The following is a 23466-nucleotide window of genomic DNA, read 5'->3' on the forward strand; positions in this document are numbered from 1 at the left end:
GGCATGGGAGGATTGACGGCGTGGCCCATATTGACGTTTCCGGCATCGACTACTTCCTCTCCGACGGCACCCAGCTGCTGAACGGGGTGACCTTCAAAGTCCCGGACGGCACCAAGACCGCCCTGATCGGGCCCAACGGCACAGGCAAAACCACCCTGTTCCGGATCATCGCCGGGGACCTGGTCCCGGACGAGGGTGTCATCGGCCGCTCCGGCAACATGGGCATCATGCGCCAGTTCGTGGGCCAGGTCCGGGATGGTTCCACGGTCCGTGACCTGCTGGTGTCCGCTGCTCCCCCGGCCCTTGCGGCCGCCGCCCGCGAGGTGGACGAGGCCGAACTGGCCATGCTGGAGCACGACGACGAACCCACCCAGATGCGGTACGCCCAGGCGATCGTGGACTGGGGCGACGCCGGGGGCTACGACGTCGAAACCGTCTGGGACGAGGTCTGCATGGCCGCGCTGGGTCTTCCCTTTGACCGCGCGCAGCACCGCCCGGCGTCGACCCTTTCCGGCGGTGAGCAGAAGCGCCTGGTGCTGGAGGCACTGTTCGCCGGCCCGGACGACCTCCTGCTCCTCGACGAGCCGGACAACTACCTGGACGTCCCGGGCAAGCGCTGGCTCGAGGAAAAGCTGAATGAGTCGAAGAAGACCGTCTTCTTCATCAGCCACGACCGGGAACTGCTGAACAACGCGGCCGGCCGGATCGTCACCCTGGAATCCGGAATCAACGGAGCGGCAGCCTGGATCCACGGCGGCGGCTTTGGGTCCTACGTGGAGGCCCGCGCAGACCGGAACGCGCGCTTCGAGGAACTCCGCAAACGCTGGGACGAGGAGCACATCAAGCTCAAGGAACTCGTCAACATGTACAAGAACAAAGCTGCCTTCCGTTCAGACATGGCCAACCGATACCACGCGGCGCAGACCAGGCTGGCCAAGTTCCTCGAGGTGGGGCCGCCGGAGGCCCTGCCCATCGAACAGAACGTCCAGATGCGGCTCAAGGGCGGCCGGACGGCCAAACGGGCCATTGTGGCGGAAAAGCTGGAACTGACGGGCCTGATGAAGCCGTTCTCCACCGAGGTGTGGTTTGGTGACCGCGTGGGTGTGCTTGGATCCAACGGCTCGGGCAAGTCGCACTTCCTCCGGCTGCTCGCCACCGGTGGTACCGACCCCGAACGCGAACACCTCCCCGTCTCCGATGTGGAGATCGCCGAGGTTCCGCATGAGGGAACCGTGAAGCTCGGTGCCCGGATCCGGCCCGGTTTCTTTGCCCAGACCCACGTCCGTCCGGACCTGCTGGGCAAGACGCTGCTGGAGATCCTGCACCGCGGCGACGAACACCGGTCCGGGCTGGGCCGCGAGGCGGCCGCCGGTGCGCTGGATGGCTACGGCCTGGCCGGGCAGTCGGAACAAAAATACGAGTCCCTCTCCGGCGGCCAGCAGGCGAGGTTCCAGATCCTCCTTCTCCAGCTCAGTGGAGCCACGCTGCTCCTGCTGGACGAGCCGACAGACAACCTGGACCTCCATTCGGCCGAAGCGCTGGAACGAGCCATCGACCACTTTGAGGGGACCGTGCTGGCCGTGACCCACGACCGCTGGTTCGCGCGGACCTTCGACCGGTTCCTGGTCTTCGGTTCGGACGGCAAGGTCTACGAGTCCGCGGAACCGGTGTGGGATGAACAGCGGGTGGAGCGCGCCCGCTGAGCGGTTGCTCCATCAGGTAGGGCTGCCAACCCCAGGGTTTAGCAGCCATATCTGATAGGGCAAATCCCGGCTTTGATCACTTGGTGAGCAAATGATCAAGATTTGATAGCATTTGATCATGAAGACGGATGAGCGGCACCGGGTCATCGCCGAAGTCCTTCGGCAGCAGCTGGAGGTGAGCGTGGAGGATCTGATGCAGGCCTGCGGCGCCTCCGGCGCCACCATTCGCCGCGACCTTGAGGTTTTGGCCGGCCACGGTGTCCTCCGCAGGATCCACGGCGGGGCCAGGAGCCTGATAGGGCAGGGGCAGAATCCCGGCTACGGACAGCGGGAGCTGGAGGAGCAGGACGGCAAGAGACGGATTGCGGCAGCGGTCGCCGGCCTCCTGGCAGAGAACGAACACGTCTGGCTGGACAGCGGAAGCACTGCCACCGCGGTGGCACGGGCCGTGGCGGGCAGGGAGCTGACGCTGATGCCCATGTCCCTGCAGGCCCTGAATGCGGCAGCCGAGGGAAACGGTGCAGGCGGCTCACGGCCCGCGCTTCTGTTGCCCGGGGGCAGCGTGGTGCCCGGTGAACTCTGTTTCCGCGGACCCCTGGCCGAGTCCACCATCAGGTCCCTGCGCTTTGACACAGCGGTGCTGACGCCGTGTTCAGTGGACTTCAAAGACGGACTCCTGGCCCACGACCTGGAGGACGCAGCCGTCAAAACAGCCGGGCTGGAAGCCGCAGCCCGGGTGGTAGTGGCCGCCTCAGCTGCAAAGTGGCAGGCCCACGCTAGGGTCCTGGTGGCGGGACTGGACCGGGTGGACGTCATCGTCACGGACCGGAAATTCAGTGCACAGGACAAATCCGAACTCGAAAAATACCCAGTGGAAGTAGTGAGCGTATGAGCACCAACACCGGAACGGACCAGCAGGCAGGACTAAGGGCCGCAGCGGCGGCGACCTTTGTGGTTTTCGGCATCAACGGGCTTGTCTTTGCCAGTTGGGCTGCCCGCATCCCCGCCGTGACCCAGACACTGCACATCACCTCCGGCCAAATGGGCACACTGCTGCTGTGCACGGCCGTGGGATCACTGCTTGCGCTGCCCACCGCCGGCCTGGTGGTGGGCAGGCTCGGAACGGCCAATACCGTGCGCTCTGCCGGACTCCTGGCCGCGGCCGCATTCGTGGGTATCGCCATGTCGCTCCTCACCACGTCCATCCCGGGAACCGCCGTATCGCTGTTCTTCTTCGGAATTGGCATCGGCCTTTGGGATGTGGCGCAGAACATCGAAGGGGCGGACGTCGAGCACAAGCTCCGTCGGACGGTCATGCCGCAATTCCACGCTGCCTTCAGCGGGGGCGCCTTCGTGGGGGCCCTCATCGGGGCAGGGCTGTCGACCATGGGCGTGGACCTGCCGCTGCACCTCCTGGTCATCACCGCTGTGGTGGTATTGGTGGCACTGACCGTGCCGCGGTTCTTCCTCCCCCACATCTCAACGGCTCCCGCGGCAGGGGAACCGAAACCTGCCAGGGGACCGTCTGCCTGGCGGGACAGCCGGACCTTGCTCATTGGTGTCGTGGTCCTGGGAGCGACCCTGACCGAAGGAGCGGGCAACGACTGGATCGCGAAGGCTTCCGTGGACGGTCTGGGGACTTCAGAATCCACCGGCGCGCTCATGTTTGCGCTGTTCGTCCTGGCGATGACGGCAATGCGGTTCCTTGGCGGCCGGGTCATCGACAAGTACGGTCGGGTGGCGGTACTCCGGGCCAGCATGGCCGCCGCGGCAGCCGGACTGGGGCTCTTTTTGCTGGCCCCGAACATCTGGCTGGCCGGCATGGGAGCTGCCCTTTGGGGTGTGGGCGCCGCCCTGGCCTTCCCGATGGGCATGTCCGCAGCTTCCGACGACCCCAAGCATTCGGCTGCCCGCGTGTCCGTCGTATCCACCTTGGGGTATATATCCTTCCTGGCAGGACCGCCACTGCTGGGGTACCTGGGCGACCTCACCGGAATCCACACCGCGCTGTTGGCTATCATGGCCCCCATCCTGTTGGCACTGCTCCTTGCCGGAGCAGCGAAACCCCTGCGCGTTGAACATGAGCGAGCCCCGCAGGACTAGCCGGTGGGGTTAGGGTGATCCCATGCAAAGCACGAGGCCGAGGGGCCGGAGTTGGGTCAGCCGCCTTGATAGATACCTCTTAGGGCATGTCTCGAGCCTGCCGGGAGGCAATCACGACGCCTTCTTCCGCCGGCTCTCCGCCTCTGCCAACCAGGGCAAGCTCTGGATAGGGACGGCAGCGGTCCTGGCCCTCTTCCCGGGGAAGACCAGAAGGGCGGCTGTGCACGGGCTGATCGCACAGGGCGTCGCGTCAGCCGTGACCAACGTGGTGTTCAAGACACTGCTCCCCCGCACCCGGCCGCTCCCCGAGCACCTGCCGGTCTTCCGCTTTGTGCATCCGCAGCCCACGAGCTCCTCCATGCCGTCCGGCCACTCGGCATCAGCCGTCGCATTCGCAGTGGGAGCCGGCCTGGTCCGTCCGGCGCTGGGTATCGCCCTTGCCCCAGCAGCCCTGGGCGTGGCCTACTCGAGGGTCCACACCGGCGCGCACTGGCCTTCCGATGTTCTCTTCGGATCGGCGCTCGGCGCCGGGGCCGCCCTGGTGACGCGCCACTGGTGGCCGGTCCGCCCGCCCATCCCCCAGACGACGCGGGCATGGACCAGCGCACCGGCCCTCCCGGGCGGCGAGGGCCTCAGCATCGTTGTGAACACACTGGGCGGCTCTTTCAAGGAGGAGACCGCGTCAGCGCTCCAGGAAGTATTCCCAAAGTCGCATATCAATATCGTGCAGCCGGACGAAGACCTGGTGCAGCGAATCAATGCCACGGCAGACCATCCCGGCACCTTGGCCCTGGGCGTGTGGGGTGGGGACGGGACCGTTGGCGCAGCGGCCGCTGTCGCCGTCGAACGCTCCATCCCCCTGCTGGTCCTGCCGGGCGGGACGCTCAACCACTTTGCCCGCGACGCCGGCACAGGCAGCCTCAAGGAAGCCGTCGCGGCCGCCGGAAAGGGCGAGGCGGCCCTGGCCGACGTCGGCCTGGTCACCGCGGAACGCGGGCTCGCGGGAAACCCTGAAATCTCCCAACTGATCATGCTGAACACCTCGAGCGTGGGCATCTACCCAAATCTTGTGCGGCGGCGGGAACACCTGCAGCCGGCACTCGGCAAGCCGCTGGCCGGCGTCGTGGCCATGTTCCGCACCTTTGCCGCCGGCACCCCCACAACCCTCAGCGTGGACGGCGTCCCCCACAAAGTGTGGATCGCCTACCTGGGCCGCGGCCGCTTCTACCCCCGGGACCACGCACCCCTGATCCGGCCGGTCATGGATGACGGGGTCCTCGACGTCCGGCTGATCACCGCCGACGAATCCTTTGCCCGGCTGCGGCTGCTTTGGTCGGTGCTGACCGGGACAGTGGCAAGCTCAAGGATCACCCACCTGAGGGAAGCCACCGAAGTGAGGATCGACGCCGGCGGCGCGCCCATGGCACTGGCAGTGGACGGCGAAGCGCTGGCGGGTGTCCGGAAAGTGGCCTACGAAGTACGGCCCAAGGCTTTGACCTACTACTCGCCACGCCCCTGACATGGGCTGCGGCGGGGCGGACAACCCTGATTCTCCCCTGAATCATCCCTGAATCCGGCGAAAAATGCCGGCCGCCTCGGTAGCGTGGGGAACGTATCCGCACCCCACAACGTCCGCAGCCGTCCGCTGCCGTTCAAAGGATGATTCATGATCGAGGTAAACGGGCTGACAAAGGTCTATGGCGACAAAACCGCCGTGGCCGGTGTCAGTTTCACCGTCAGGGCAGGGCAAGTCACCGGCTTCCTTGGACCCAACGGGGCAGGAAAGTCCACCACCATGCGGATGATCATGGGGCTGGACCGGCCAACGTCAGGGTCTGCGACGGTAAACGGCCTGCCCTACATTCAGCACAAAGCCCCGCTGCGGGAGGTGGGCGCCCTGCTGGATGCCAAGGCCGTCCATACCAGCCGCAGCGCCTACAACCATCTGCTGGCCATGGCTGCCACCCACAGCATCCCCAAAGCCAGGGTGCACGAAGTGATCGAAATGACCGGACTCGAGGCGGTGGCGCGCAAGAAAGCGGGCGGATTCTCGCTTGGCATGGGCCAGCGCCTGGGCATCGCGGCAGCCCTGCTGGGGGACCCGCAGACGCTCATCCTGGACGAACCCGTCAACGGGCTGGACCCCGAGGGTGTGGTGTGGGTGCGCAACCTCGTGCGCTACCTTGCCGGGCAGGGGCGCACCGTGTTCCTCTCCAGCCACCTGATGAGCGAGATGGCACAGACGGCGGACCACCTGGTGGTCATCGGCCGAGGCCGCGTCATTGCCGATGCCCCGATCCGGGACATCATCACGGGAAAGGGCCAGTCCCGGGTCCGCGTCCGCACCGACCAGCCGGACCACCTGCGCCAGCTCCTGGCCGGCCGGGGCGCGTCCATTGAGGTGCCGGAACGGGAACTGCTCGAAGTGACGGGCCTGGATCCCAAAACCATTGCAGCCACGGCCTTGGAAAACCAGGTCATGGTGTATGAACTCACGCCGCTTGTTGCCAGCCTCGAGGAGGCGTACATGGAACTGACCAAGGACGACGTCGAATACCACTCCCTGCCCGCTGCGGAGGTTGCCCACTCATGAGCTCCACGACCACTGAATCAATGCCATCCCCCGCCGGGCAGGACTCGCGCAGGACCGGACGTCCCCTTCCCGGGCCGACCTTTATCCGGGTGCTCAATTCTGAAGTCATCAAGTTCCGCAGCCTACTTTCGACAGTGATCCTGCTCGCCGCCACGGCTGTGGTGATGGTTGGCTTTGGCGCGTTGTCCGCATGGGGGACGGGCCAGTTCGCCAATGCGGCCACCCGGGATCCGCAGGCGGCTGCCCGGATAGCATCCCAGGGCGGAGACCTTGCCGTCAGCGTGCCTACGTCCGGCATCGCCTTCGCCCAGCTGATCCTTGGCTCCCTTGGTGTGCTGCTGATGAGTTCGGAATTCACCACAGGTATGGCGCGGTCCACCTTCGCGGCGGTTCCCCGCCGCCTGCCCGCTTTCGGGGCCAAGCTGGTGGTGGTCATGGTGACCTCCTTCGTGGTCACGGCCGCCTCCACCTGGGTTGCCGGACTGGTGGCGGTGCCCATCCTGGACAACTACGGCCTGAAGCTGGACCTGGGCAGCTCACAGTCGGTCAAGCTCCTCCTGGTCAACAGCATCTACGTGGCAGCCGTGGCTGCCATCGGCATGGCCTTGGGGACGCTGATCAGGAATTCGGCCGGCGGCATCATGAGCCTGGTGGGCATCTTCTTTGTGGCGCCGATCGCTTTCCAGCTGATTCCCGGGGACTTCTTCAAGGAAGCCCGCAAGTACCTGCCCGGCAACACAGTGGAACCCTTGACGGCGGCACAGCACGTTCCGGATACCCTGGAAGCCTGGCAGGCCGGACTGGTCCTGGGCGCCTGGGTGGTCGTCCCGGTCCTGCTTGCGGCCGTGCTGCTGAAGCGCCGGGACGTGTAGCCCCGCTGGGCCGGTTTCCGCCATGCGCCCGGAGCGGGCGCGTGGTTTCGGGCACATTACAAATATGCCTGAAGGAAAACTTTTATTGCTTCTGACGGTGTCTGCTTGGAGTGCCGTCCTGTTGGCCGGAACCAGATCTGTTGGACTGCACAAAGCAGGGCGCATAATGGCGGATCTAGGGTGAAACGACGATGTGGTGCACCACACGGTTAGCCGGTGGTCCGTTAAGGCACGTCGCACAACCCATGCTATTTCCCAACAGGACGGCACTTCCATGCATGCTGACCAGCAACTCTCAAAGTCCCTGAAACCCAGGCACCTGTCCATGATCGCCATCGCCGGCGTGATCGGTGCAGGCCTTTTCGTCGGCTCGGGGGCAGCCATCCAGCAGGCCGGTCCCGGCATCCTCGTGGCGTACGCGGCCGCCGGCCTGGTGGTCATCCTAGTGATGCGCATGCTGGGCGAGATGGCCGCTGCAAACCCCGAAACCGGTTCTTTTTCCACCTATGCAGACAAGGCGCTGGGCCGCTGGGCAGGGTTCAGCATCGGCTGGCTTTACGCCTGGTTCTGGATCATCGTCCTGGGCATTGAAGCCACAGCGGGTGCAGCCATCATGCACCGCTGGGTGCCGGGCATCGACCAGTGGGTCTGGGCCCTGGTGCTCATGGTGCTGCTGACGCTCACCAACCTCGGCTCCGTGAAGTCCTACGGCGAGTTCGAATTCTGGTTCGCCTCCATCAAGGTGGCGGCAATCGTCCTCTTCCTCCTCTTCGGTGCCGCCGCCATCCTGGGCCTCATCCCCGGCGTCCCGGCCCCCGGCCTGAGCAACCTGCTCAACAACGGCGGTTTCATGCCCAACGGACCGGGCGCCGTCCTGGCCGGCATCCTTGTAGTGGTCTTCTCCTTCTTCGGTGCCGAGATCGCCACCATCGCCGCCGGCGAATCCGAGAACCCCGTGGACGCCGTGAAGAAGGCCGTAAAGTCCACCGTGTGGCGCATCCTGGTCTTCTACATCGGCTCCATCGCCGTAGTGGTCACCCTGCTTCCCTGGAACTCTGCTTCCGTGGCCAAGAGCCCGTATGTTGCGGTCATCGAACTGTTCGGCATCCCGGGCGCCGGAACCATCATGGACGTCGTTGTGCTGACCTCGGTCCTCTCTTGCCTGAACTCCGGCCTTTACACCGCCAGCCGGATGCTGTTTTCCCTCTCCACCCGCGGTGACGCCCCGCGCTCCTGGACCCGCATCTCCCGACGCGGCGTTCCCGCTGCCGCCGTGCTCGCCTCCACGGTAGTCGGCTTCATCACCGTGGGCCTGAACTACATTGCCCCGGACACGGTGTTTCTCTTCCTGGTGAACACCTCCGGTGCGATTGCCCTGTTCGTGTGGCTCGTCATCTCCACGTCGCAGTTGGTCCTCCGCCGTCGGATGGGTGCCGCAGCCAAGGACCTGCAGCTGAAGATGTGGCTGTTCCCGTACCTCACCTGGGCAGCGATCATCAGCATCGTGGCCCTGCTCATCGGCATGGTGATCGTGGAGTCCACGCGTGAGTCCCTGCTGCTCTCCCTGGCGCTGGCCGCCGTTGTGGTGGCAGTGGGCGTCCTCCGGTACCGCCGCAAGGGCGCGGCAGCGGACGCACAGCCCGCAGTGGCAACCGAGGCTGCCCCGGCTCCCGCGGAGTAGGGGCGGCGCTAGACTCGGGACCATGCCTTTGCCTTCCTCTGCCGCAGACCACATCCAGGACCTTGGCGCCTACGTCAGCGCATCGCCGTCGAGCTTCCACGCAGCGCACGAGGGAGGCCGGCGGCTCGAGGAGGCCGGATTCGTCCGCCTGGACGAGCTGGAGCCGTGGGCGGGCGGGCCGGGTTCGTTCTACATCATCCGCGACGGCGCGCTGATCGCCTGGGTGGTCCCGGAGGGCGCGGGACCGGCCACCGGATTCAACATCCTCGGCGCGCACACCGATTCGCCGTCGTTCAAGCTCAAGCCCAAGCCCACCACCGGTGCCCACGGCTGGCTTCAGGCAGGTGTTGAGGTCTATGGCGGGCCGCTGCTGAATTCCTGGCTGGACCGCGAGCTCCGGCTCGCGGGCCGGCTGGTGATGCTTGACGGAAGCGAGCACCTCACGGCCACCGGGCCGCTGCTTCGCTTCCCACAGCTGGCCATCCACCTGGACCGGGCAGTGAACGAGGGGCTGGCGCTGGACAAACAGCGGCACATGAATCCGGTGTGGGGGCTGGGGAATCCGTCGGATTCCGATCTGCTGGGCGTGCTGGCGGGGTCGGTTGCCGGCGCCTCCATCGATCCCGGGCAAATTGGCGGGTACGACGTCGTCATTGCAGACACACAGGACCCTGCGGTTTTCGGCGGCAAGGGGGAGTTCTTCGCATCAGGGCGGCTGGATAACCTTTCGGCCACGCACGCAGGCCTGGCGGCGCTGGCCGCCCATACCGGTTCCGGGGCTGACGGCGGTCCCATCGCAGTGCTGGCGGCCTTCGACCACGAGGAAATCGGCTCCAACTCCCGCTCCGGTGCGTGCGGGCCCATCCTCGAGGACGTCCTGGTGCGCATCTCTGACGGACTGGGCGCAACGGTGAGCCAGCGGCGGCAGGCCCTGGCGGCGTCGTTCTGCCTCTCTGCCGATGCCGGCCACGCGGTGCACCCGAACTACCCCGAGCGGCACGACCCCGCCAACCACCCGGTCCTGAACGGCGGCCCGCTGCTGAAGATCAACGCCAACCAGCGGTACGCCACGGACGCCTTCGGTGCCGCTTTCTGGGCCCGGCTCTGCGGCGAGGCCGGGGTCCCGTACCAGGAATTCGTCTCCAACAACGTGGTGCCCTGCGGTTCCACTATCGGCCCGCTCACCGCCACCCGGCTGGGAATCCGGACCGTGGACGTGGGCGTGCCGCTGCTGTCCATGCACTCCGCCCGCGAGCTGTGCGGCGTCGATGACCCGTACCGCCTGGCTGCCGTGGCCGAGCTGTTCTTCCGGACTGCCGCCTAAGTTCTTCTTTTCCCCTGGTTCGCGCGGATTGATGTCCGCACAGCTGGTGCGGGTATCCACATAGTCAGGGCAGGCGTATGGTCCGGCTCCTTGGGCCTGCCTAGCGTGGAACTGGAGATGCCCGCGGGGTGTTCGAGCCAAGGTTCCGGCCCGTTCACGCTTACCCGCTGGTGTCGCCATTGCCAGGTAAGCGAGAGCAGGGCCGTTTAGGCGGCCCGCAGGCATGCCGGGGGAGTGCAGCCCTTCTTCATGCCGCTTCGCGAGTGTGCCGCGACCATGGAGCCGGAATGACATCTGCACCACGAGTTCTCCCCCGCAGTATCCCAAAGCTGGGGATGGCAGACCTGATAGCACCGGGAAAGGCTGCCCATACTCGGGAACGGCAGGCGTCCGGGTCCTCCTTCTTTCGGGACGCCGCGCTTCCTGCGGGGGCCACTGGCGGCCGGCCCGCCCGTGTATGCCTGGGAGGTGTGCCCGTTGACCTAATGGGGCGGGAAGAGGCCGTGGCAACCATCATGGGACGCGCTTCAGGTGCCGGTTCAGTGCCCATGTGCGTGTTGTCGGCCAACCTGGATCACCTGAACCATTTCGGCGTGGGCGGCCGGTGGGAGGGCTCCCTGGATGTCGCACCCCTGGAGTGGCTGACGCTGCTGGATGGTGCTCCGTTGGTGGCCAGGGCAGGGGAACTCACAGGCCAACGGTGGCCGCGCCTTGCCGGCAGTGACTTGATCGACGTACTACTGGATGAGGCAGCTGCCCAAGGGCTGTCAGTGGGGTTCCTGGGGGGAAGCAAGGAAGCGCAGTTGCTGGTTTCAGCTCGGCTTGGAGCCGAGCGGCCGGACCTGCGCGTAGCCGGATGGTGGGCTCCGCCCCGGCAGGTACTGACTGACTCATCTGCCTGTAAACGGCTTTGCAATGATATTCGGTATTCAGGCACAGACATCCTGGTTGTCTGCTTGGGAAAACCACGTCAGGAACTCTGGATAGCGGAGTACGGGCACTTTACGGGAGCGAACGTCCTCCTGGCCTTTGGGGCCGTCGTCGACTTCCTGGCGGGCCATGTCCAGCGGGCACCGGCGCAGGTCAGCAGCATGGGACTCGAGTGGGCCTGGCGCCTGGCCATCGAGCCGCGGAGGCTCGCAAAGAGGTATTTGCTGGAAGGGCCGGAGTCTTACGTGAGGCTCCGACGGCACAGCACAGTCCTGGTTCCTGCCGTTCCGGCTGCGTCTCATGCCTCGGCCGATGCCGTTACCCACAGCCTGAGGACCCAGGGCTTTACTCCTGTCAGCGAGCATGCCGACGTGGCGGCGCTGGTGGTCACGTATAACAACGGGTCTGACGTATGCGGAATGCTTGAAAGCCTCCTGCGGGAAACTACGGAGCAGTCGATCAAGGTGGTGGTGGCCGACAATTCGCCGAATCCCGAAACTTTGTTATGCCTCCAGCAATACCCGGGGATAATGGCCTTCGCGACCGGAGGAAATCTGGGCTACGCCGGCGGGATCAACGCCGCCCGCGTCCAGGCGGGGACTGCCGATGCCTATCTGGTGCTCAATCCGGACCTTCGGGTTCAGCCGGGTGCGGTCTCGGCCCTCCGCGCATCCATGGCTCGGACAGGCGCAGGCGTTGTCGTCCCCCTCTTGCTGGACGATGACGGGACGCTATACCCCTCGCTTCGGCGGGAGCCAAGCATTCTTCGGGCGCTCGGTGACGCAGCCCTGGGCAGCAAACTTCCGGGCCGGCCGGGGTGGCTGTCGGAAATGGACTTCGACGCCGAAAGCTATGCCCACGCGCACAAGGTCGAGTGGGCCACAGGAGCTGCCCTGCTGGTCCGGGCCGATGTCGCCGCAGAAGTGGGCGAATGGGATGAGAGCTACTTCCTGTATTCCGAGGAGACGGACTATCTGCACCGCGTCCGCGAACTGGGGGCAGCCATTTGGTTTGAGCCAGTGGCCGCCATGACCCATGGCAGGGGTGGATCGGGAAGTTCGCCGGCGCTCGACGCCCTAATGAGTGCGAACCGAATCCGCTATGCCCGCAAGTTCCACACTCTGGGGTACGCGCGTGTGTTCCGTGCCGCCGTCGTTCTATCAATATTGCTGCGGGCCCCGCTTGCCAGCCACAGGGGAATCCTGGGACTGGTTGCCAGGGAAGCCCGGTGGGCGGAACTTCCCCACGCGGTTAGGTACAGTCCTTCCTGTGCTGTGACCGAAGACTTTCCCGCTGGAGCGGTCATCATCCCTGCACACAATGAGGCTTCGGTGCTCGGGAGGACACTTGCCGCCCTCCAGTTGCCCCTGGCCACCGGCCAGGTGGAAGTGCTGGTGGCCTGTAACGGCTGCACCGACGCGACTGCAGTCATTGCCGCGGCCGTTCCCGGCGTGCGGGTCATCGACACGCCCGTAGCCTCCAAGGTGGCTGCCCTGAATGCCGCCGATGAAGCCGCCGTGCGGTGGCCCCGGGTGTACGTGGACGCAGATATCGAGGTTCCCCCGGAGGCGTTGTACGCCACTCTGAAGGCATTGTCCGCGGATAATGGGGTGCTCTGTGCGCGGCCGGCCTTTGCCTATGACACTTCCGGGGCTTCCTGGGCAGTCCGGGCCTACTACCGGGCCCGCAGCCGTCTTCCACAGTCTTCGGCATCGATGTGGGGGGCTGGCGTTTACGGGCTGAGTCAAGAAGGCCATGAGCGCCTGGGGAAGTTTCCCTCGCTGACTGCGGATGACTGCTACGTCGACAGGCTCTTCAGCGACGCGGAAAAGATGGTCATCGAATGTACTCCAGTAACCGTCCGTACACCGCGATCCGCCAAAGTGCTGTTCTCAACACTCCGGCGCGTTTACCGTGGCAATACGGAGCTGCGCGGGATGGCCGGATCCCACACAGGGAGGACGCTGCGGGAACTCGCTGGATCCATCACGGGTCCGGCTACCGTTTTGGATGCCCTTGTTTACACAGCCTTTGCTGTTGCCGGCCGCGTGGCCCAGCGGCGGCGTCCACGGCATGTGTGGGAGCGGGATTGGAGTTCAAGGACCAATTGAGTCATGACTTCGAGGAAACCCCGAAACCGATCCACGGCCTTGACGACGGCGACTGGAATCATCCTTTCGGACAGGCCATTCTATGGCAGGAGGCGGCGTGAAAATCCTGGTCTACCCGCATGACATGGCTATGGGAGGAAGCCAGCTAAATGCGCTCGAACTCGCGGCGGCGGTCAGAACCCAAGGGCACGACGTGACCATCGTAGGGAGGACAGGTGTTCTAAAGTCAAGAATTGACGAAATGAATTTGGAGTTTCTAGAACTGCCACCACCTGGCCGTCGGCCTAGCCGCAGGGTTGTTCTCGCCTTGAAGAGCATCGTGCGCGAACGCGGGATCGATATCGTGCACGGGTATGAATGGCCGCCAGCGCTGGAAGCACTGTTAACTTGCACGGGTACACCTGCAACACCGATAACTACGGTTCTATCGATGGCAGTGGCACCTTTTATTCCAAGGAATTTACCGCTTGAAGTCGGTACGCAGCAGATTGCAGAGCTGGAGCGCAACGCAGGTCGGAAATTTGTTCGGCTCATGGAGCCCCCGGTCGATGTCGAAGGGCACCGTCCCATGGACAACATTACCGTGAGTCAGATAGCGCAAAAGTGGGGAATCAAAGGTGACGCACTGACGCTTGTCATCGTATCCAGACTGGCTAACGAGATGAAGCTTGAGGGAATCCTTGCGGCAATACGTCTCATCAGGAATTGGGAGAGCAGGCAGAAGCTCCAACTCGTTATCGTAGGATCGGGTCCTGCGTGGAGCGCCGTAAGGGACGCAGCGTCTGAAGCTAATTCATTCACGGGGGAGGAAAGGGTAATTCTCACCGGTGAGGTTATTGATCCTCGATGGGCCTACGCGATGGCTGACATAGTTCTCGGTATGGGAGGATCAGCACTGCGTGGGATGGCAATGGGGAAGCCACTCATCGTACAAGGAGAAAAGGGTTACTGGAAGACCTTAGACCATGAATCAATTCAGGAATTCCTGTGGCAGGGCTGGTATGGAGTGGGTCACCAGGGTGACGTCGGTGAGGTGATACTCAGGAAGGAATTATTACCCCTTGTTCGTAGTCCTGAATTGCGAGAAAGACTAGGGCGATATTCCAGAACAGTCATACAAAATCGCTTCTCCCTGGAGGGAGCGGCCGCGCGACAGATCCACTACTACCAAGAGGCAAGAATTGCCTGGGAAGATAGGAAAAAAATAGGTTTTGAAACCTTACGCAGCGGGTCCAGTTTTCTTGGGTATAAGTTCCGACGCTTTGGGGAACGAATCTGCGGCACTATGACAAGTGACGATTTCAATGCAATGCCGGTGGCGGCTCATTGGCCCCAGTTGAGGGATTCTGGGCCACGATGAATGGGCGACAGAGGCCAACCGTTGTAGTCGTTGCCGGAAACCGTTGGGAGAACACGTCAGGTACCGACCACAAATTGGCCTTGGCCTTGTCGATTCATCATGATGTGCTCTGGGTCGATCCCCCGGTTCCCTTTGCAGGGCCTGCTTTGGTTCAAAGGCCGCCGAAACGCATGGGTTGTCATGTTGACCTTGTGTCGAGCGGTGTCCGACGGTTGCGTGTCTTGGTGCCCCCGGGTTCTTCTCGTCCAGGACTCCGGATTCTGGCGGACAAACTAGTGTGGCGTGGGATCAAACGCACCCTGCAAAATCTGGCAGTGGAGCCTCTGATAACTCTCTCCTTGTCTCCACGCGCCCGGCTTCCCCGTATAGGACGCGGGGTGCAGATACTGCACGTCACCGATGACTGGATTGCAGGAGCCGGCATGATGGGACTTTCTCGTCGCCATGTAAGGCGTCTGCTTCGTCACAATCTCCGAGTGGCTAATGTAGCCACCGCGGTCACCCCTCTTCTAGCGCGGGCTCTGCAAGGGATGCGTCCGCACGACACCGTTCACGTGCTTACTAATGGATGCGACGTATTCACTCCTGGGACACCGGTAGAACCTCCCCAGAGAAGAGGAGCAGCCCTGCTCGGCCAGCTAAATGAACGGCTTGACCTCACGTTGCTCGATGAGCTCGCAGCGAGCGGAGTTCATATCGATGTAATTGGCCCCCGACGCGAGCTGAGCTCAGCTACAGCCAAGCGCCTCGACAATTTCTTTGGCAATGCAAATGTAAGGTGGCTCGGCGAAGTTTCGGCGGATGAGGTGCCACTACTTCTTGCCCGCACAAAAGTTGGAATAACACCCTATGTTATTGACGAATTCAACCGAGCAAGCTTCCCGCTCAAAATCCTTGAGTATCTCGCTGCAGGATTGACCGTAGTTGCTACCGACTTGCCTGCAGTTCGCTCGCTGCACACCGATGCGATCAAAGTCGGCACAACTAGGGGCGAGTTTATATCCCACGTTATCCATCAAGTCCAGCAAGATCACGATAAAGATCAGGAATCCGAAAACCGAGCGTTTGTAAGGCAACACACCTGGAATGTACGAGCGGAGCAGTTGAGGAGCCTAGCAGACGCAGTATGCGCCGATCATACGTCGACTGGCAACGGGCTTTGGAGGGGGCGCCCGCGTCCGCAAGTTGGTACAGGAACCTACGACAATACAAAGTCCAATGCAAAGGAATCCGATAGTGGTGCCGATTCTGGGCCGAAGTGGCCTTGACGTGAACTAGACTTATTATAAGGAGGCGCGTTCAATGTCCGTTGGCAGATTGCGTGTTTTAGTTGTTCCTAATTGCATCTTTTTCCCACCATACATGGAAGATCTGCGTCGTGGGGAAGCATCCGGCGCCATACCCAGAAGCTGGATAAACCGCATTGATGCAGATATAGAGTTCTTAGACCAACGGTTGCTAACGGATCCATCTAAACGCCGCCGCAACATTTATAAGCACTTGCCCTTCTGGATTGTGCAGGTTCTTGAGGTCTATCGAGTTGGACGACGCTATGACGTCGTCTTTATATGGAGTGTTGCAAACGTAGCCCTGATCCTTGCCCTACTTCTAGCTGTTTCATTCCGGCAAATAACTTTGGTTGCGCTGTTAACGCGTATTTCGGAACCAAAGAAGGCGCTCTTGCTTAAGATGTTTCACAAGAAAATATCAAAGATAATTCTCCCTCCCGTTGTGCAACGCGAGTTCGCTACTGGATTCCTCAGGATACCCGCTGAAAAGTTTGTGGACTTACCGTGGACAACTGATATTGAGTTTTGGTCCGATCCTCATCCGCTTGCGCCGCGGAACATGATTTGTGCAGCTGGGGGTGAGATGCGCGATTATAGGACGTTAGTTGAGGCCCTGAGGGGGCTTGACATAAAGTGCCATATAGCGGGGGTACTGGATACGAGCCGCCAAGACTGGTGGAATGTTCCTTCCGGCTCTAGCTCTGAAGAGGGCATTCCGACTAACGTCACCTTTTCAACAATGTCTCCTGGCGACCTTCGTAAGCTCTATGCCGCATCGCGCATCGTGGTTGTTCCGCTCAAGTCAACGAACAGTGATAACGGAATTACCTGCATAAATGAAGCGTGGTCGATGGGTAGGCCTGTAATAGTCTCGAAGGTTGATGGCCTGCGCGGTACCTTTGTGGATGGTCGGGAAGGGTTGTGGGTAGAGCCAGGAGACGTTGAGTCACTAAGAACAGCTATTACTATCCTCTGGAACGATCCCGAGAAGGCATCTCAAATGGGCGCCGCTGGGCGCATACTTGTTGAACGAAACAAAGATAACCGCATTTTTGCGGAAGGTATTCAGAAGGTACTTTCTGAAGCTGCTGGCAGGTGAGGTAGGGGATTTCCATCAAAAAATACCACCGCGGCACATGAGCGGTGGGGCCGTGGTCTTGATGACGCCCCGGCGGCCGGCTAATTGAGTTCGAACTTTTCGTCGTCGGCGGTGTTCGTCGGCGCTGGGGTGTACAGTCTCCCCGTGGCGCCGGTCCTTGAAGAGCCAGTATTCAGATCCATAGGTTCCGGGCGACTTTGGACGCCGCGACGCGAGCCCAATACTTTACGGTTCCTCGCCCGCGCGTGTAGGGGCGGCCGTCCCCGCCGCGCAGCCCAACGACGTATGGGACAACACGGAAGCGAGGCACTATCCGGAGGGATGAATCGACTCTGGCTCGATCGACGAGCTCCCTGAACTTTACCTCCGGGGCTGACCCCAAGGTCTCTTCATCGAAGTCCTTGTATATCCCGTGCAGAAACTCGTCATGGCCGCGCGATGACCAGGCAAGAAGGTACATATCCGCCCACGGACTGGGACGGTCACGGAGATTGCAGTAGAGGTCTACTTGATCCGAGTTCTGTTGAGCAAGGATCTTGCCAAGGTTACGCACAATATAGCGACCTGTGACCTTCCATACAATGGCGGTCGACCTGTGTGATTCGACAGTCGTCGAAACAGCCATCAGGTGGTCAACGAGTTTGAATTCGCCGTAACCACGACCTCTGTTCGGTGAGTGGTCAAGGCCTTGGAATGAGATGAACTCAACGCGCAGGCCGTGCCCTCGTCGGACAGCAAGTTCCCGAAGTGCACTGAGATCGGATCCGGAATTCTCGCCCACGACGATTGCATCCACTCCGTGGTCGAGGAGAGAGAGGTAGAAATCCAGCGCCGCAAGATAGTCCTGGAGCCGTTGGGCCGGGTCCGTGCGCGCGAGGTTGGGCACCCCCGCCGGCGGTGTGATGGTTGCTGTCATGAGCAGAATGTTGTGCAATGCTTCCTCCCACTCGCAGGCCGGACCGCCTGCTTCATCTATTTCACGACTTCGGAACTTGAGGTGTGATCTCCGGATGGGTCACACGGGGTACGTTGGTGGCAGGAGAGTTCTTCTGTTGCCCTCCCCACTGGCTCCTGCGGTTTTGCGAGGGGTAACTTCTGACCGACGAACTTCAGCCGCGATTGCGATGCGCTCGGCTAGCATCGGCAGCCCAATTGCAAGTCCGACCGTGAGTATCAGTAGCGCGAATGTTGCGTTTCCGCTCCGGACTGGCACATAAGTCACGGAGGCTTTCTCGGGGGAATCGTCGGTTGTTATTTGAACTGCCTGGGGGATGCCTTCGTTTGTCTGCAAATCCGCAGCAAGATCGGAGATTCTGCCAGCAAGCTGATTCATCGTAGTGAAAACCATTTCTGGTGAATCGGCGACCACTTCTACTGTGATCATGGGCCGGCTGAAGCTCAACTGCCATTGGCCGCCTGAGTTGGGAATGAAGATGGCATGCGTGTTGCGGAGGCCTGTTCCATAAAGGGGAGCCGATGTACTGCGTGGAGCTGAGCTGGGGTACTCGGCGTTGACTTGATGTTCGACGATGGCAGCAAACGAAAGCGTCTGCGCGGGATCCGCTTGCAGTACATTCCCGGCCACTACCGCCGGGGGTGCCAGAAAGAGGACATCCACACGGCTGTAATAAACGCCTTGAGCGTGCGATGCGACGAACACCCAAGGCAGCAGGATGGCCGTAACGGCAAGAGACATGTATCGCTGACGCAATATCGCATTGGCGACGGAGCTGGCGCGCTCCTGAAGGAGGCGCCAAATTCTACGGATCATTGCGGGACATCGATTCTACTTTTGGGGAGTTGATTCCACTAATATTGCAGTAAGATCCACACAATCCTGCAATCATGAATAGCGTCCCACTGGCCTGAGTAAAGGCGAACGCGTCAAAGAATGCAAGAATAAGACTTCCCGCGAGCATGGACGCGAAGAGTGCTGCACCTAAACCCCGCATGGGCTGACTATTCCACGAACGTGAGCTTTTCAGCGGCAGGACCATTGATGTAAAGACTAGGCCGAGAAGAGCCGCCAGTCCGATGAAACCAATCTCGATAGTGCTAAGCAGATACTGGTTATCAATAATACGGTAGCTTGGAAGAAAAGTTCCAAATCCTCGCCCAAATATCGGGCTGATAGAGATGAAAGACACCGCAGTATCGTAACTGTCTGTTCGCGAAGTGACACTTGCATCAGAGTCTATGAACATACTCACTATGGTTCCCGCCATTCCAGGTATAGCTAAGTACATCAAAAGCCCTCCAGCTAAACCCGCCACAGCCATCAACTTACGCACATTTATGGGCCAAGACGGAAGCAGAACTAAGAAAACAACAGCTGTAGCTAACAATGCCGACCGTGTAACAGAAAGAATGGCGGCGGTGCTGATCAACACCACCGGTAGCCAGCGAGATAGCGCGGCCTGCCTTCTATCGTGGACCGCCAATGCTAAGGAGATGGGAAGAATCATAGTTAGAACCAGGGAATACTCCAACGGGTGGACCGCGGTCGATGCGGGGCGCGTGAACCCGCTACGTATTCCAATACCCAGATCCGATGAGACGGTAAGTCCGGGGATTTGCAGTGTGTCGATGAAACTTACACCTGTCGCGAATTGCAGCAGACCCAGTGACGCATAGACGGCCGCCAGCAAGCTTAGACGGCGTGCCAGAAGGAGCAACCGGTCCACAGTTACTATGCCGTCACTTCCAACAAGAAGAATTCCGACGAGGGCCGCGATTCGGATGAGTCCGAGATCAGCCACGCTGGTATCAGTTTCACCCAGGGGGGTCAGAGCGGAAACTGCATAACTGGCTAAGCATGCGCCGAAAAAGGCAACTACGGCTACGCGTTCCCATCGGACCGGAGACCGAAGTGGAGAACGAGGGGCGTTGATCTGGTGCCACCCCCACCAAACCAGAGCCGCCATGGCCAGAAGTGAGGCCAGGGACCCGGCTCCTCCTAAGGATGCGATCCGGCGGTCGGAGGGGACTATATACAGGAGGATGGCATAGGCCGTCAGGACCGTGGTGGCATCAGGTCTTATCTGTCCCAGCGGCTCCGGACCTGGCGCGGATTGAGTCAGTAGGGGAAGCCTAGCTTTTCGCATTACTACTCATTCGACGTCCTAACGTGCAGGTGGTGTTCGACTTGATTAGAGATCACTTCATTGCCGGCATGAGCGGCTTCGGCGCCCTCCTCTCCGCGGGAATCAGTGCTCGCATCGGGCTCGGATTTCCGGCCCGGACTTTTCGCTGGGCGGGTAGGCCTCAGCGAGGATTTAGATCGCCAGCTACGATTTCCTGCTGGTCGTTTCGGGGTCGTCGAAGTCATAATCCTGTCCAACAGTGCCGTCGCCAATACGGTGATTGCGAGTCCAAGGGCCACGACGCCAAGTACCAAACGCAACTGGTCCTTGATCAATCGCACGGGAGTTTCATCCCGAACAATCGTCATTAGTCCTACCCTCGAGTATGTCGGGATCCGCAGTTGGTCCTGGAGCACAATAAGGTTCTCGGGGACTACTCGTGCCACGTCATCTAAAAGTTGCATGGCGCTGTCTTTCGAGTCTCCTTGGGTTGTAATGAGCATGATCGGTCCCGGTGAATTCGGGTCTTTTTCCACGGCATAGCTCAAATTTCCTCGACCGTGGATCAATGGTTCGGCAACCTCTGTTGAACTAAGGCGCACGGTAAGTACTGTTAGGACCTGATCCAAACCGCCCATGAAGAGGTACGGGTTGCCGGTCTCACCGACCAAAGAAGTTGGCGGGAGGAGGACGGCCGTTGAAGTAGCTTGGTATGTGGGAGGTACGGCCGTCCAAGCAAAAATTCCGCAGCTTGCGGTGAGAATTATTCCCGCAAGCACGAAATACCACCGTCTCAATAGCTCACGACCGAGATTACTTAGGAACATTTCCCGCGTTCCTCCTTATCACATGAAAGCTAGCAGAGGTCAAAAACGTGTGTATCATTTGGAAATCCGATCTTGTTTCAGCCTGCTGGATGCCAACGCAGATTTGATGTGGTCAAGGCCGTCTTTTCCCACCAATGCAATAGCCCCTTGTTTTAGCGCTTTACGCGCCAGATCTCGGGTATATCGGATGGGAAGATCGACAAGGAAGTCCTTTGCTATCGTGAGTGGCGCCGGATTATCCACACCGTCCAATAAGGGCCCGAAGTCAGATAGGTAAGGCTCCGCCGACGTCCGCTTTCCATGAACTCGGTTGCTCACATTCGCGTCATGAATTACCTGAAGCCAGGCAGGATCTCCACCAATCCGCGAAACCTTCATTGACTGGCCTAGCAGGTTATGCCAGTCGGACCAGCATGTTTGGGCTGAATCCCATTCTTCTATTACGGAACAAAAAGCATTAGCTCGATCCGTTCGTAGATACAGTTCGCTACCAGAACGAATGAGACCACGTACCATATAGATCGCAGTTCTTTCTCCTTCCCAGGGGACAAGCTGCAACCGGGCTACGAAATCAGATGACAACCCGTCATCGTTGTCGAGATTTGTAGTCAGCAGGCGTTCATTCTTCGAGCCGGTGAGATCCCTTAAATCGCTAAGAAGTTCCTGTCGATTGACTCTGGCCCGGAAGATGGGCGTGAACAGCGATGATCGCGCTAACTCCTTAACTCTTGACTTGAGCCACATCGGTGTTTCGGGGTCAAAGTAGATGATCCACTGGAAGGAATTTACAGTCTGCTTTTCCACTGATGGCAAGCAATAGCGTTCGAATAGATCGACTCGTGAGTGTAGCCAGCCCTCGCGGCGGCGGAAGCTACTTTCCGCACCCTCTGAGGGAAGGTTGAATCGCGTCAACAAGACGTGGTCGATGCCGTTTTGCATTGCACTCCTCGAAGCTGGAGATAGGGGTTTGCTACAAATAATCTGACCCCTCTCCGGGGCTGGCAGCGCCGTGTGATTATCAAGACTCGACGGAGTTTCGATCCTCATGACGACACCTCTACGGGGGATATCCGTCCGATATTTGTGATCCACAGGAGAGAGTCACGTTGGTGGTAGAGGAGTCCGCAGCTGGTTACCAATGCAGCTGATCCACTGATGGCGGCCGTGAGAAAAATATTTGGTTGAGCGGAGCCAATGAACCCTGCGAAGACGCCCGATGCTATCCCGACTAGAACCGGTAGGCGAATTGACTTAATTAGTGCAGAGATACCAACACCGGTCCTCCTGAGCTGCCATCCATAGGCTGGCAAAACCACTGTCAGGGTGACCACCGCTTGAGCTGCCGCAAGTCCTGGCAGTCCAAACAAGAGTGCTCCAACTACTAGCGAGGGAACCAGCACGATCAGGCTTATTGCTTGTATGCAGAACACAGTTCCCGATCTGCCGAGAACCACGAGATAGTCATAGAACAGATCGCAAAGGATTTTCATGAATGCTGCAACTACTAGCCAAGCAAGTACCGGGGCCGCTGGAAGCCAAGAGTCTCCGTAAACCAACTGGATGATCGGTTCTGAGGATGCTGCAATAGCGAGCACTGGGGGTATCGTGGCGCAGCTTAGAACCGACACGACTGCAATCAAGGTTTGACGTGGTGCATTTCTGTCATGATGAAGCGACGAAAACGTTGCTGGAGCCACCCTACGTAATGGTTGGGCAAGCAAACTTATTGGCGAATTGGCGAGGTTAGAGGCCAAAACGTAGTAGCCGAGCGATGTGGTCCCGAGTACGGTGCTGGCTGTGAGCTGATCGCCGTAGCCCACGGCGAAGAAGATGACACTTGTGCCAGCAAGCGGCAAACCGAATCGGAGGAGGGGAATTAGGTTTTCTCGGTCCAATCCGAATCGGTAGGGGAGCGGCGACGCCCGAAGGAACATCACGGCGGCGAGCAGGCTGCCGGCTACACGCCCCAAGGCCAGCGCCATTGCTCCCATACCGGTAAGGGCCAGGACCAGGGAGAGCAGGGCCCCCACCCATACATTGACTTGGTCGATTCCCAACCGTGTCTTCTCGCGGAAATCCCGCTGGAGCAATGCGGCAGGGGACGCCACCACGCCGTTGATGAGTACGCTGAGGATCAGCACCCTGATAACGTCCGTTGCGTGGGGATCTCCCACAGCGGCGGTAAAAGCGGGTGCGGCAACAATGGCCGCACCGCAGAAGACTGTACTTCCCGCCACGGAAATGGTGTTGACGGTGGGCACGATCCGGGCCGGATCTCCCGGCCACCTGACGATGGCCAGGGAAACGCCGAGTTCGTTGAAGCTCAACACCGCCATGAGTGCCACCAGCGCCACCGCGAAGGTGCCGAACGATTCAGGTCCCAGCACACGGGCCAGAACAATGCCGATGCCTAGCGTGCCGAGCCGGGAGAGTACTGTATTCAGCACGCTCCAACCGAACGCACTGGAGGCTCCGGGGCTGGCCGAGGTCG

The 23466-nt window shown here is 60.9% G+C and carries 17 protein-coding genes; 12 read left to right on the forward strand and 5 right to left on the reverse strand.

Translation table 11 applies throughout. The features are described 5' to 3' along the window. Positions 1-20 precede the first annotated feature (20 nt). The 12 genes from ACFVTD_RS10690 (at position 21) to ACFVTD_RS10745 (ending at position 17065) form a co-directional block, all read left to right on the forward strand. Positions 21-1703 (forward strand): ABC-F family ATP-binding cassette domain-containing protein, encoded by a 1683-nt coding sequence (locus ACFVTD_RS10690; protein WP_387562123.1) that lies wholly within the window; start codon positions 21-23, stop codon positions 1701-1703. Between the two features lie 118 nt (positions 1704-1821). Further along, entirely contained in the window at positions 1822-2595 is a 774-nt protein-coding gene (locus ACFVTD_RS10695; protein ID WP_387562126.1) for a DeoR/GlpR family DNA-binding transcription regulator, read from the forward strand. After that, the gene (locus ACFVTD_RS10700; RefSeq protein ID WP_387562129.1) at positions 2592-3806 is read left to right on the forward strand and encodes an MFS transporter; all 1215 of its coding nucleotides are present in this window, start codon (positions 2592-2594) and stop codon (positions 3804-3806) included. The genes ACFVTD_RS10695 and ACFVTD_RS10700 overlap by 4 nt, the downstream gene beginning before the upstream one ends. Before the next feature lie 22 nt (positions 3807-3828). Further along, positions 3829-5325, forward strand: coding sequence for a bifunctional phosphatase PAP2/diacylglycerol kinase family protein (locus ACFVTD_RS10705; RefSeq protein WP_387562132.1), 1497 nt, complete (start codon positions 3829-3831; stop codon positions 5323-5325). Positions 5326-5472: 147 nt separating this feature from the next. Further along, positions 5473-6399, forward strand: a complete 927-nt coding sequence (locus ACFVTD_RS10710; protein WP_387562135.1) for an ABC transporter ATP-binding protein — start codon at positions 5473-5475, stop codon at positions 6397-6399. Further along, complete coding sequence (locus ACFVTD_RS10715) at positions 6396-7271, forward strand: ABC transporter permease (protein WP_387562138.1); 876 nt, start codon at positions 6396-6398, stop codon at positions 7269-7271. Before ACFVTD_RS10710 ends, ACFVTD_RS10715 begins: the two co-directional genes overlap by 4 nt. 274 nt (positions 7272-7545) lie before the next feature. Then, the gene (locus ACFVTD_RS10720) at positions 7546-8952 is read left to right on the forward strand and encodes an amino acid permease (protein ID WP_387562141.1); all 1407 of its coding nucleotides are present in this window, start codon (positions 7546-7548) and stop codon (positions 8950-8952) included. Positions 8953-8974: 22 nt separating this feature from the next. Beyond that, complete coding sequence (locus ACFVTD_RS10725) at positions 8975-10276, forward strand: M18 family aminopeptidase (protein WP_387562144.1); 1302 nt, start codon at positions 8975-8977, stop codon at positions 10274-10276. Positions 10277-10746: 470 nt separating this feature from the next. Then, positions 10747-13317 (forward strand): WecB/TagA/CpsF family glycosyltransferase, encoded by a 2571-nt coding sequence (locus ACFVTD_RS10730; protein WP_387562147.1) that lies wholly within the window; start codon positions 10747-10749, stop codon positions 13315-13317. 97 nt (positions 13318-13414) lie between these two features. Beyond that, positions 13415-14677, forward strand: coding sequence for a glycosyltransferase family 4 protein (locus tag ACFVTD_RS10735; protein WP_387562150.1), 1263 nt, complete (start codon positions 13415-13417; stop codon positions 14675-14677). A 476-nt stretch (positions 14678-15153) separates the two neighbouring features. Continuing rightward, positions 15154-15945 carry a glycosyltransferase gene (locus tag ACFVTD_RS10740; RefSeq protein ID WP_387562153.1) on the forward strand — a complete coding sequence of 264 codons (792 nt, stop codon included), beginning with the start codon at positions 15154-15156 and terminating at the stop codon, positions 15943-15945. A 34-nt stretch (positions 15946-15979) separates the two neighbouring features. After that, positions 15980-17065: a glycosyltransferase family 4 protein gene (locus ACFVTD_RS10745; protein ID WP_387562156.1), complete on the forward strand. Its 1086-nt coding sequence runs from the start codon at positions 15980-15982 to the stop codon at positions 17063-17065. Positions 17066-17237: 172 nt separating this feature from the next. On the opposite strand, the gene ACFVTD_RS10750 is transcribed toward ACFVTD_RS10745, so the two are convergent. The 5 genes from ACFVTD_RS10750 to ACFVTD_RS10770 all read right to left on the reverse strand — a co-directional run bounded on the left by ACFVTD_RS10750 (position 17238) and on the right by ACFVTD_RS10770 (position 23422). Next, positions 17238-17981: a hypothetical protein gene (locus tag ACFVTD_RS10750; protein WP_387562159.1), complete on the reverse strand. Its 744-nt coding sequence runs from the start codon at positions 17979-17981 to the stop codon at positions 17238-17240. Positions 17982-18080: 99 nt separating this feature from the next. Further along, positions 18081-18836, reverse strand: coding sequence for a hypothetical protein (locus ACFVTD_RS10755; protein WP_387562162.1), 756 nt, complete (start codon positions 18834-18836; stop codon positions 18081-18083). Next, on the reverse strand, positions 18826-19824 hold the full coding sequence (locus tag ACFVTD_RS10760) for an O-antigen ligase family protein (RefSeq protein ID WP_387562165.1): 999 nt from the start codon (positions 19822-19824) through the stop codon (positions 18826-18828). The genes ACFVTD_RS10755 and ACFVTD_RS10760 overlap by 11 nt, the downstream gene beginning before the upstream one ends. Positions 19825-21029: 1205 nt before the next feature. Next, on the reverse strand, positions 21030-21914 hold the full coding sequence (locus tag ACFVTD_RS10765) for a glycosyltransferase (RefSeq protein WP_387562168.1): 885 nt from the start codon (positions 21912-21914) through the stop codon (positions 21030-21032). A 104-nt stretch (positions 21915-22018) separates the two neighbouring features. Then, positions 22019-23422 (reverse strand): oligosaccharide flippase family protein, encoded by a 1404-nt coding sequence (locus ACFVTD_RS10770; RefSeq protein WP_387562171.1) that lies wholly within the window; start codon positions 23420-23422, stop codon positions 22019-22021. Positions 23423-23466: the final 44 nt, after the last annotated feature.

This window comes from Pseudarthrobacter sp. NPDC058119 (assembly GCF_042884655.1).
In the GTDB taxonomy this organism is placed as follows: domain Bacteria; phylum Actinomycetota; class Actinomycetes; order Actinomycetales; family Micrococcaceae; genus Arthrobacter.